Source organism: Veillonella sp. CHU594 (assembly GCF_003992265.1).
Lineage (GTDB): Bacteria > Bacillota > Negativicutes > Veillonellales > Veillonellaceae > F0422.
The window spans coordinates 13,444-25,851 of sequence record NZ_RQVB01000003.1; the positions used below are offsets into that span (position 1 = coordinate 13,444).

Genomic DNA, 12,408 nt, shown 5'->3' on the forward strand with positions numbered 1-12,408 from the left:
TCTATCTATTGATAATGAGGTAGTTTTTCCTCTATAATAAAGTGATAAGCTTGGAAAGGTTAGATATATGGAATATAGAACATTATTAGAATACTTTCAAGAGCATACAAGTTCACATCCTTTTGAGGTGCTACATCATGTTACACTTAAGAATGTGTCACCAGGACATGTGGAACTAGACTTTCACAGTGAAGAACAATTGCACAGTAATCCGCGAGGCGATGTGTATGGTGGGGTACATTTGAGTTTATCAGATTATCTCATGGGATTGGCTTGTATTACACTAGGAAAGCAAGTGACAACGGCTCAAATTAATGGTAATTTTGTAAAATCATTGCCGAACAATGCAAGAATCCGCGGTGTATCCAATGTGGAACACAAAGGTCAAAGTACAATGGTTACATCCTGTCGTTTGTATAATGATATGGGAGAACTTGTCTATATGGGAAGTGGAACTTTTATGGTTCTTGACGATTTGGTATTACCAGAATTGCCATGGTCGTTGTTAGATGAAGAATAGTTGGAGGATAGGAATCAATGAAAGAACAATTGCAAGCATTGCAAGAGAAAGCAATCGCCCAAATTCAAGGGGCTGCGAACTTGCAGGAATTACAAGATATTCGTGTTACCTATTTAGGTAAAAAGGGAGAAGTTACCTCCTTATTAAAAGGATTGGGCAAACTATCTCCAGAAGAGCGTCCTGCTATGGGGGCCTTGGTAAATACAGTGCGTGTAGCGTTGGAAGAAGCCTTAGATACAGTACAACAACAAATGGAATCTGCTGTATTGGCAGCTAAATTAGAACAAGAAACTATTGATATTACATTACCAGGTCGTCCTGTTCGTAAAGGCCATTTACATCCATTAACAAAAATCAACGAAGAAATTGAACAGTTTTTTGTGTCTATGGGCTATGCTGTAGAAGAAGGTCCTGAAATTGAGTCAGACTATTTTAACTTTGAATGCTTGAATTTAGCGGCAGATCATCCAGCTCGTGATATGCAAGATTCTTTCTATATTACCGATTCCGTATTACTTCGTACCCATACATCTCCAGGGCAAGCGAGAACATTGCAAGGTAGCGAAAAAAATGCACCTATCCGCATGATCGCACCGGGAAAAGTATATCGTTGGGACTATGATGCCACACATTCTCCAGTATTCCATCAAGTAGAAGGTCTTGTTATCGATAAGAAGATTACCTTCTCTGACTTGAAAGGAACCTTGGAGTTGTTCTTGAAACACATGTTTGGTGAAGATACAGCTGTACGTTTCCGTACAAGTTTTTTCCCTTTCACAGAACCAAGTGCAGAAGTAGATATTTCTTGTTGCATGTGCCACGGTGAAGGATGCCGTGTATGCTCTCATACAGGGTGGTTAGAAATTCTTGGTTGCGGTATGGTCCATCCTAATGTATTGAAATTGAATGGTTATGATTCAAATGAAGTACAAGGCTTTGCCTTCGGCATGGGCGTAGAACGTATTGCAATGTTGAAATATGGTATTAATGATTTACGTTTATTCTATGAAAATGATAAACGTTTCTTAACGCAATTCTAGGAGGTTACTGTGAAAGCTAGTTTACAATGGATGAAAGACTATGTATCTGTGAATCTTGGCGAGAACCCTCAAGAATTTGCAGATGCCTTAACACAAGCTGGGATTCCAGTAGAAGAAGTGATCAACTGTGATACAGGTATTAAAAAAATCTATACAGGAAAAATTGTAGAAATTACAAAACATCCTGATGCAGATAAATTACAAGTGTGCCAAGTAGAATGCTTAACAGAAGAAGGTGAGCCTGTTACGAAACAAATCGTAACAGCAGCTACTAATGTGGCAGTGGGACAAATCGTTCCTGTAGCGTACCATAAATCTCGTTTAGCAGATGGTACAGAAATTAAAAAAGGCAAACTTCGTGGACAAACATCAGAAGGCATGTTCTGTTCTGTAGCAGAATTTGGCTTATCTACAGATGTAGTGTTACCAGAAGAAGCTACTGGTATTTATATCTTCCCTGAAGGTACAGCTATTGGACAAGATGTAAAAGAAGTACTAGGTCTTAATGATGTAGTCTATGAATTTGAGTTGACGCCAAACCGTGCGGACTGTTTCTCCATGGTTGGTTTAAGCCGTGAATTTGCCGTATTAGATAAAACAGAAGCTACATTCCCAGAGGTAACAGTCCAAGAAGAGGGACCATCTATTGAAGGTCGTTTGAATATTTCTATTGCTGATACAGAGTTATGCTCTCGTTTCATGGGACGTTTGATTGAAAATGTAAAAGTTCAAAAATCTCCATTATGGTTACAAAATCGTTTGCGTAATTGCGGTATTCGTCCTATTAATAATGTAGTGGACGTAACGAACTATGTAATGTTGGAATTAGGTCAACCAATGCATGCTTACGACTATGATCATCTTCATGGACATAGTTTAGTGGCTCGTAAAGCTACAGAGGGAGAAGTGATTCAAACCTTGGATAGCAATGATCGTACATTAGCAAACACTATGCTAGTTATCGCTGATACTGACCGCCCTGTAGGGGTGGCTGGTGTCATGGGTGGTGCTGATAGTGAAGTATCCAATGAAACAACAACGGTTGTATTGGAAGCTGCTGTATTTAATGGGGCTTCTATTCGTCGTACCTCTCGTGCATTAGGCTTGCGCTCTGAAGCATCTGGTCGTTTTGAACGTGGTGTGAATAGCGAAGTGACACCACTAGCTTTAGATCGGGCAGCACAATTGTTGTTGGATATTACACCAGGTGCTGTAGTAGCAAAAGGTGTGATTGATGTATATGCAGCGCCAAAAGAAGTGCGTACAGTGTCTTTCACGAGTGAAGCTGTGAATTCGTATTTAGGTACTAATATTGCAGAAGAAGAGATGATCACTATCCTAACAACTTTATCCTTCGACGTGAAAGTTGATGGTGAGGCCTTAGTGGCTACTATTCCATCTTGGCGTGATGATGTAACAGGCATGCCAGATATTGCAGAAGAAGTAGCACGCATTCACAACTATGATAATATTGCACCTACTACGCCATTGGCACGAATCCAAACGGGAACAGTATCTCCTATGCATGCCTTAGTACATGATGTGAAACATGCTTTGGCTGAAGCTGGTTTAGATGAAATTATTACTTTTAGTTTCATGCATAAAGATAGTTTGCAAGATTTGTTAATTCCTGAAACAGATAGCAGACATCAAGCGATTCCTATTCTAAACCCAATTTCTGAAGAGTTTCCGGTGATGCGTACTACTTTAGTACCTAGCGTCTTAGAAACAGCAAAACGCAATGTAGCTCAAAAGAATTTAGATTTAGCCGTTTTTGAAGTAGCTGCTGTGTATGAGCCTAAGGCATTGCCGCTTACAGAATTGCCAAACGAACGGATGATGGCAGCAGGGGTTATCCTAGGCAAATGGGATCGCCAAGAATGGAATGTAGCGGCTAGAAATGTAGACTTCTATGATCTAAAAGGTATCATTGAATCTGTACTCGCTAATCTTGGTGTTGAAAATTATGCAATTAGCCGTAGTAAAGAGTATTACTTACATCCAGGTGTGAGTGCTAGTATCTCCGTAGAGGGTGTTGAAATAGTACGCTTTGGTGAACTACATCCACAAGTAGCAAGTCATTATGGCATTAGTGGTAAAGCATATTTATTTGAAATGGATTTAGAAGCATTGTTACAAGTGAACCGCAAAGGAATTTCTTTTACAGCAATTTCTAAATTCCCTGGTACTAGTCGTGACTTAGCGATTGTAGCACCAAAAGAAGTGCAAGCTATTGATGTGTTAGAAGTGATGAAACGAGAAGGCGGCGAATATCTTGAGAGTGTTCGTATCTTTGATGTATACGAAGGGGAACATATCCAAGAAGGATATCGTAGCTTGGCGTATACCTTGTCTTTCCGTTCTCATGAAGGCACATTAGTAGATGCTGATATTGAAGATAGAATCCAAGCGATGTTAGCAAAATTAGCAGATAAAGGTTGCACTTTACGATAATACGTAAATCCTACGGGATGTAACAATCGGTCATCTCTCTTATGGGATGACCGATTTATTATAAGGAGTTGTGATGGAATTATTAGCCCCAGCAGGGACAATGGAAAACTTTATGGCCGCCCTTGAAGCAGGGGCTGATGCCATTTATTTAGGCGGTAAGGTCTTTAATGCGCGATCTCATGCGGGAAATTTTGACTATGATGAATTGCGTGAGGCTTTGCGATTAGCCCATATATTACAGGTGGGTATCTATGTAACGGTGAATATCTTGGTAGGTGACCGCGAAAGTAAAGCCTTAGCAGAGCATCTACGGGAATTAGAACGCATTGGTGTAGACGGCATTATTGTGCAAGATCTTGGTGTTGCAAGAATAGCGCGTCAAGTAGCGCCTACCTTAGAGCTTCATGGTAGTACACAAATGACAGCTACTAATTTGGAGACTGTACAATTTTTAGAACGATTGGGCTTTACTCGAGTTGTCTTATCTAGAGAATTGAGCTTGGATGAAATTCGTCATATTTGTAAACATGCGAAGGCTGAAATTGAAGTGTTTATTCATGGAGCACTTTGTATTTCCTACTCTGGACAATGTTTGATGAGTAGTTTCATTGGTGGACGTAGTGGCAACCGTGGGTCTTGTGCCCAACCATGTCGCTTGCCATACCAATTGGTTACTTTAGATGGTGAACAAATTACTCATGATAAAGAGACCTATATCATGAGCCCTAAGGACTTAAACTATAGTGCGTATATGAAAGAGCTCATTGAAGCAGGTGTAGCTTCATTCAAAGTAGAAGGACGCATGAAAAAGGTATCCTATGTGCATGAAGTCATCGGTACGTATCGGACTATCATCGATAGATCTGGACAAGCCACAGAGGCAGATTTTACTCGCTTAGAAGAAGGATTTAATCGTGGGTTCTCTACGGCTTATTTAGAAAATAATGGTTCTAAATCGATGATGACTATCAGTGCTCCTAACCATTTAGGGAAATACTTGGGAGAAGGACAGGTTAAAGGCCGTACGTTATCCTTGCGCACTAAGGAGGCTGTGGCGGAAGGTGACTTGCTGAAAGTCATTGCCCATACGGGAGATGTGCACTATATTACGGTGACGGCGGATATGACTTCCGATCGTGATATGTATCGGATTCCACTTACGGAAACTATTAGTGCAGGCAAGGTGTATCGCGCCAGTCAAGGGGGATATACGAAACAACGGGGGTTAAAAGATTTTACTCGTAAATACAAATCCTATATGTTTTTAGATGGCGAAGAAGGTAGGACTGTGTCATTGACGATGATGTTAGCTTCTGGTCAAACGGTAACAGTCACTGATGAATATGTATTACAAATGGCTAATCATAAACCTACTTCTGTGGAGAAAATTACAGAACAATTAGGTCGTTTAGGAAACACTCTATTTGAGTTAGATCATGTGACGGTTCCAGAAGGTTCTTTCATGTGGCCTAGCAGTGTCTTAAATAGTCTTCGTAGACATGCTGTGGAGGCTATGGAAGAATTGCTAATAGAACAATACGTGGCATCATGGGAAGCACGTAAAGCGAACTTGCCCACAGGGATGGAATTATTAGGAGATATGACAAAAACAGTAGGACAGGTGTTAGGATTTACACAGGTGCATACCCTAGAATCTAATACAAAACAATTAGAAATCTTAGTGGATTCCTTAGAAGGTCTGCAGCAGGCAATCATGACGCCAGTAGACCGTATTGTGTTTGGCGATCCATTACACAGAATCCCAGTAGCATATCCTGTATATGAAGAAGCTGTACAAATGTGTCGTGAGGCTAACAAAGAAATTATATTTAGTACCCCAAGGGTGATTAAGGATAATGAAAGTATAGCCTTTAGGGATATGCTAACCCATATGGTAGAAGCCAATCCAGATGGGATTCGAGTGCATTTCTTAGGGGCTTTGGAAGTATTACATCAACTGGGATATACAGGTGTGGTGGAAGGTGATACAGGATTGCAAACCTTTAACTCTCACACCTTAGGTATACTCAATGACTTAGGATTTAGTACTGTCAATGTGTCCTTAGAGGCTACCTTGCATCAAATGAATACGATGGCAAGTAAAAATATTATGCCTATTGGAGCTATTGTGCAAGGCCGTGTAGAATTGATGATTTCTGAGTATTGTCCTATCAGCAGTTTTGCCGGTACAGGTTATAAACGAGGTTGTCCTGTGGTGTGTACGAAACAAGACTATGCTTTGCAGGATAGAAAGGGTGAACTATTTCCAATTTATACAGATCCATTCTGTCGTACCCATATTATGAATAGCCGTGAGTTAGATATGAAAAGCTATATAGATGACTTACGACGTTCTGGGTTACAACGTCTAGTCCTTGACGGAAGACAACGAAGTCCTAAATGGATTGCTAACGAGGTGAGTATGTATCGTCAATTACTAGAGGGGGCTGTGAAAGCACCGAGCAAAGAAGGAGCTACTCATATCACAAGGGGACACTTTTTTAAAGGAATATTAGGGGAATCATAATGAATAGTGAACAAGTCTTAGACTTTCAACATATACGGCAAAAGCTGGCAGATGTGTGCTCCTCTGCCATAGCTAAAGAATATGCACTGAATTTGCAACCTATGCACAACCGTCAAAAAATTGAAGATGCCCTAGATGAAACCGTGGAAGCTATGCGCTCCTTAGAGCAAGAAGTGGAGCAACCCATCAGTGGCACGAAAGATATTCGTACAACTTGTACGAAAAGTCGTAAAGAAATTATTTTGACTCGTGAAGAGCTTTGGGACTTGCATACTACTATCTTGGCATATAATCGGATGCATCGTTTTTTTAAAGAAAAGTATCTGCTCTACCCATTATTATCTTTGTGGGTACAGGATTTGCCAAGTCATGATAAGCTGACCAAGCGCTTTGAACGAACTTTTGATGCCTATGGTGTGTTACTGGATGGCGCTACACCTAAACTACAACAGTTGCGAATGACCATGAGTCGTACAAAGAATGCTATTAAAAATGATTTACAGCGAATATTACAGGATAAGGATAATCAAAAATACTTTCAAGAAGCTATCGTTACTATGCGTAATAATCGTTATGTGATTCCTGTAAAACAAGAATATCGAGGAGCATTTCCTGGTCTTATTCATGATAGATCTGCTACAGGTGCCACTTTATATATTGAGCCTATGCGATTGGTAGACTTAAATAATGAATTACAAGAAGCTACCTTGGCAGAAGAACAAGAAGTACTTCGTATTTACAAAGAATTAACAGAGTTGGTACGAGCTCATGCAGACACATTATTAGATGCATGTAAACGTGTATCCCATGTAGAATTTGTCTATGGAAAAGCAGAATTAGCCATACGGATGAAAGCTGTCCGTGCCATCATTAGTCAAGGTCGAGAAGTGAACTTACTACAAGCGCGTCATCCTATGCTAGCTCCGAATGTGGTAGTTCCTACTACCATCACTTTAGGGACGAAGTATCGTATTTTGTTGATTACAGGTTCTAATACAGGTGGTAAAACAGTGTCTCTAAAAACATTGGGATTGTTGGCGTTAATGAATCAAAGTGGCTTATGTATTCCAGCTGACAGCGGATCTGCTTTACCAATCTTTCACCATATCTATGCAGATATTGGAGATGAACAAAGCATTGAAGCCAGTTTGAGTACATTCTCTGCCCATATGTCGCAGGTAATTCGGATACTGAAAAAGGTAGGACCAAATGATTTAGTATTACTAGATGAATTAGGTTCTGGCACGGATCCCGAAGAAGGAAGTGCTTTAGGGATTGCAATCATTGAATACTTCCGTAAAAAAGGAGCGCTCATGATGGTGAGCACGCATTATAATGAGTTGAAAACCTATGCGTATCAAACGGAAGGTATTGAAAATGCTCATGTAGAGTTCGATGAACGTACATTGCGACCAACCTACAGATTACATATTGGTGTAGCAGGTAGTTCACATGCACTTAGCATTGCAGCACGCTTAGGATTACCGCAAGATGTGGTGGACTTAGCTCGCAAACAATGGGAACTGAATGGACGTAGTGCTATGGAAGATATGCTTCGTGACTTAAATCAAGAGCTTAGAAAAACGCAAGAACGGGAACGAGCTTTGAAAAAAGAACAAGAAGAAGTGCGCCGTATGCGTACCCAAGTGATGCGTGATAAAAAAGCATTACAAGATAAGAAAAAGGTCATCTTAGAAAAAGCACGCGAAGAAGCGCAAAATATGAAACGATCTATTCGTATTGAAAGTGAACAAATCATTAAAGAGTTAAAAGGTTCTTTTAATGAAACGGACAAGCAAAAACGTCAGGATGCTATATCTAAAGCTAGAAAAGGCGTATCCAATGTAGCTGTTCCAACAGGGACTATTGAAAAACGAGATCCTTTAGATGTGACTAAGGTAAAAGTGGGCGATGTTGTGTTCCTAGATAACTTACAATCCTTAGGCACTATATTGGCTATTCAAGGAAAACGGATTCAAGTTGACATGAATGGACTGACAGTGACTGTGAAAGAAAAGGATTTATTAGCAGCCACTCGTGAGGAAGCCAGTGCCTTATTGCGTAAAGAAAATCCTGTACCTATGTCCAATCGTCAGCGGAAACGATCTGGTATGGCGGTCATTCGTCAACAACAAGCTTCTACTGAGTTAAATATTATTGGTAGAACTGTGGATGAAGCTATTGTAGAAGTAGGAAGATTCATTGACCAAGCTATACTAGCTGGATTAAATTCGGTGCGTATTGTTCATGGTAAAGGAACGGGAGCTTTACGGTCTGGAGTTCATGATTATTTAAGGACCTTGCCAGGTATTAAAAGTTATGACCTAGCTAGTTTAGATGAAGGTGGTGCAGGAGCGACGACTGTAATCCTATAAATGAATCCTTTATGGAATTCTAATTTGTGCAAAAATCTGCAATAGAGTATAATTAAGGGAGTTCTATAGGAAATAATGAGCTTTAGAGAGGTGACGTATGAATCCTAGTTCATCAAGACCCATTCCTCCTAGGAGACGGGTAGTGCAAAAGAAACCGATAAAGAAAAAATCATCTTGGAAACGTTCTTTTTGGATTTTCTTTATCTTATTTATATTGATTGTAGCAGGTGCAGGTTGTGGATTTTTAGGTGCCACTATGTCTTCTTTACCGGACGTGGCTAATGTAAAACCAGCAGCATCTTCACAAATATATGATGCGAATGGTGATTTAATTACTACAGTCCATTCAGAAGAAAATCGATTACCTGTGAAGTTGTCAGAAGTTCCAAAAAACCTTCAGAATGCTTTTATTGCTACAGAAGATAATCGTTTCTATAGCCATCATGGTATCGATCCTATTGGTATCTTACGCGCTGTATGGGTAAATATTATTCATGACGGTGTTGCAGAAGGTGGATCTACGATTACGCAACAGTTAGCACGAAATGCTTTCTTAACACAGGATCGTACCTTTAAACGTAAGATTATGGAAGCTTTATTGGCGTTGCGTATTGAACAACACTATACAAAACAAGAAATTTTAGAAATGTACATGAACCAAATTTATTTTGGTCAAGGTGCATATGGTGTACAAACAGCGTCTCATGTATACTTTGATAAAGATGTGCAGGACCTGTCATTAGCGCAGATGGCAATTTTAGCGGGCTTACCGCAAAGTCCAAATTATTATTCTCCATTTAATAATCTAAAAGCAGCTAAAGCGCGTCAGGCTGTTGTATTGGGACAGATGGTGAAATATGATTATCTATCAGCTGATCAAGCAGAAGAAGCCAAAAATGCGGACTTACACTTGCTAGATAAACCAAAATCTTCTAATGGATATGGCAGAATGAGTTACTTTGTAGATTATGTTATTAATGAAGTATCGGAACGATATGGTGATAATGCAATTTATAAAGAAGGTATGAAAATTTATACTACCATTGATATGAAGGCACAAAGGGCTGCTGAACAGGCTATGGAAAACTTACCAAATTATTATACGGATGAAAATGGCTTACAGCAGCCACAAGGGGCATTGATTTCTATTAATCCTCATAATGGTCATATCGTAGCTATGGTGGGTGGACGTGGTACAGATTCCTTTAATCGTACTACTATGGCGGTACGTCAACCTGGCTCAGCCTTTAAGCCATTTGTATATCTGGCAGCTTTGAAAAATGGAGATACTCCAGGTACAGTATATGTAGATAAACCATCTGAATTTAATGGCTGGAAGCCTCAAAACTATTCTCGTAGACATTCAGGCGCTATGACAATGCGTAATGCAGTAGCTCACTCTAATAACGTAGTAGCTGTATTAGCAGCAGATAAGGTGGGTATGTCAAATGTGTTGGACCTAGCTGAGAAAATGGGGATTTCTACATTAGATAAACATGGTGATGATAACTTAGCTGTTGCATTAGGTGGTTTGACAAAAGGTGTGACACCTATGGATATGGCGGTAGCCTACGGGGTGCTTGCCAATAATGGTGTGAAAGTTAAGCCTGTAGCTATTACGAAAATTATAGATCGTAATGGTAATATTGTAGAGGAAGGTTCTGTTGAGGAAACTCGTGTTGTAGAGCCAAAATATGCATATATGATGACAAATATGCTTGAATCTGTAATTAAATTTGGTACAGGTGGTAATGCTTATTTTGGTCGTCCAGTAGCAGGTAAAACTGGTACTACCGATGAAGAAAAAGATGCTTGGTTTGCAGGTTATACGCCTGATTTAGTGACAGTGGTTTGGATGGGTGATGATAGTGGATCTGAAACTTTACATGGTACCACAGGTGGTCAAACACCAGCTATCATCTGGAGACAATACATGCAAGCAGCTTTAGCAGATACTCCAGCATCTAACTTTACAGTGCCAGAGGGGGTAGGTCCTGAAGCTTATGCAGGCAATACAAACCCAGCTACAGATAAGAAAAAAGATGAGAAAGACAAAAAAGATAAAAAAGATGGAGATGTAGAGGAGGATACTAGTACAACATCCAATGATGAAAGCCCATCTAAATCTAAAAGTAATAAAGGGAAGGAGCCCGTTGTTGCTCCTAGATCATCTAAAAATTCACAGTAACATAGGAGATAATCATGATTAGTGCAGCAGAACAGTTTCGCCTCATTTCCCATGGGGTAGCTGATCTTTTACCAGAAGATGAATTTAAAAGGAAATTAGAAAAATCCGTGGCAACAAATACGCCATTGATTGTCAAATTAGGATTAGATCCAACAGCTCCAGATATTCATTTGGGCCATACTGTTGTTTTGCGTAAGCTTAAATTATTCCAAGATTTTGGACATAAAGTTATCATTTTAATTGGTGACTTTACAGCTCGTATTGGTGATCCAACTGGTAAAAGCGTAACTCGTCCACCTTTGACCGAAGAACAAGTGATTACTAATGCGAAAACATACCAAGAGCAAATTTTTAAAGTCTTAGACCCTGAAAAAACAGAAGTTCGTTTCAATAGTGAATGGTTAAGCAAATTGGATTTTGCGGATGTATTGAAGTTAGCCTCCAAATATACAGTAGCTCGTATGTTGGAGCGAGATGATTTCCACAAACGATATACAGAAGGTCGTCCTATTAGTATTCATGAGTTCATGTATCCATTGATGCAAGGTTACGATTCTATTGCTTTGAAAGCTGATGTGGAATTTGGTGGTACTGACCAAACATTCAACCTGTTAATGGGACGCCATTTACAAGGCGAAGAGGGGATGCCCGAGCAAACCATTATTACAATGCCAATTTTAGAAGGCCTTGATGGGGTTCAAAAAATGAGTAAATCCCTTGGCAACTACATCGGTATTAACGAAGCTCCTTCTGAAATGTATGGCAAAGCTATGTCGATTCCAGATGAATTGATGATGCGTTACTTCATGCTTGTTACCGATATGTCTATTGAAGAACAAGAACAATTGGCTAAGGACTTAGAGTCTGGTGCGGCCCATCCAAGAGATGTAAAAATGAAGTTGGCTCATACCATTGTTCGTTTATACCATGGTGAAGAGGCAGCCAACTTTGGTCAAGATGAGTTTGTTCGTGTGTTCCAAAAACATGCGATGCCAACAGATATTCCAGAATATAAAGTGGCTATTACAGAAGAACCTGTTTTCGTACCACAATTATTATCTGATGCAGGATTAACAGCAAGTAATGGAGAAGCGAGACGATCCATTAAAGCAGGCGCATTCAAAATTGATGGCGAAAAATGCAATGAAGAACATATCGTATTAAAAGATGGTATGGTATTGCAAGTTGGGAAACGGAAATTCATCAAAATCGTCTCTTGCTAGTCTATGTAGCCTGTGGCGGTTTTAACTAAATAGGATAAAGGGAAGAGCACGGCACATTCCTTCGCAAGCTATACAGTGGTT

Annotated in this window: 7 protein-coding genes; all 7 read left to right on the forward strand. The window is 39.8% G+C overall.

All coding sequences use genetic code 11. The annotated features are described in order from the left end of the window. The first annotated feature begins 67 nt into the window (after window positions 1-67). Window positions 68-520, forward strand: coding sequence for a PaaI family thioesterase (locus EO111_RS01825; RefSeq protein ID WP_127010352.1), 453 nt, complete (start codon window positions 68-70; stop codon window positions 518-520). A 17-nt stretch (window positions 521-537) separates the two neighbouring features. Then, window positions 538-1,560 carry a phenylalanine--tRNA ligase subunit alpha gene (gene pheS / locus EO111_RS01830; protein ID WP_127010354.1) on the forward strand — a complete coding sequence of 341 codons (1,023 nt, stop codon included), beginning with the start codon at window positions 538-540 and terminating at the stop codon, window positions 1,558-1,560. Window positions 1,561-1,569: 9 nt separating this feature from the next. Then, entirely contained in the window at window positions 1,570-4,014 is a 2,445-nt protein-coding gene (pheT, locus tag EO111_RS01835) for a phenylalanine--tRNA ligase subunit beta (RefSeq protein ID WP_127010356.1), read from the forward strand. Window positions 4,015-4,087: 73 nt separating this feature from the next. Then, window positions 4,088-6,541 carry a DUF3656 domain-containing protein gene (locus EO111_RS01840; RefSeq protein ID WP_127010358.1) on the forward strand — a complete coding sequence of 818 codons (2,454 nt, stop codon included), beginning with the start codon at window positions 4,088-4,090 and terminating at the stop codon, window positions 6,539-6,541. Then, the gene (locus EO111_RS01845) at window positions 6,541-8,916 is read left to right on the forward strand and encodes an endonuclease MutS2 (RefSeq protein WP_127010360.1); all 2,376 of its coding nucleotides are present in this window, start codon (window positions 6,541-6,543) and stop codon (window positions 8,914-8,916) included. Before EO111_RS01840 ends, EO111_RS01845 begins: the two co-directional genes overlap by 1 nt. Before the next feature lie 97 nt (window positions 8,917-9,013). Beyond that, window positions 9,014-11,104, forward strand: coding sequence for a penicillin-binding protein 1A (locus tag EO111_RS01850; protein WP_126940247.1), 2,091 nt, complete (start codon window positions 9,014-9,016; stop codon window positions 11,102-11,104). 14 nt (window positions 11,105-11,118) lie between these two features. Beyond that, complete coding sequence (tyrS, locus tag EO111_RS01855; RefSeq protein WP_127010362.1) at window positions 11,119-12,327, forward strand: tyrosine--tRNA ligase; 1,209 nt, start codon at window positions 11,119-11,121, stop codon at window positions 12,325-12,327. Window positions 12,328-12,408: the final 81 nt, after the last annotated feature.

Excerpts from the sequence above, each read along its gene's own strand:
- EO111_RS01825 (WP_127010352.1), top strand. The coding sequence starts at position 68 with ATGGAATATAGAACATTATTAGAATACTTTCAAGAGCATACAAGTTCA.
- pheS (WP_127010354.1), top strand. The coding sequence starts at position 538 with ATGAAAGAACAATTGCAAGCATTGCAAGAGAAAGCAATCGCCCAAATT.
- EO111_RS01840 (WP_127010358.1), top strand. The coding sequence starts at position 4,088 with ATGGAATTATTAGCCCCAGCAGGGACAATGGAAAACTTTATGGCCGCC.
- EO111_RS01845 (WP_127010360.1), top strand. The coding sequence starts at position 6,541 with ATGAATAGTGAACAAGTCTTAGACTTTCAACATATACGGCAAAAGCTG.
- EO111_RS01850 (WP_126940247.1), top strand. The coding sequence starts at position 9,014 with ATGAATCCTAGTTCATCAAGACCCATTCCTCCTAGGAGACGGGTAGTG.
- tyrS (WP_127010362.1), top strand. The coding sequence starts at position 11,119 with ATGATTAGTGCAGCAGAACAGTTTCGCCTCATTTCCCATGGGGTAGCT.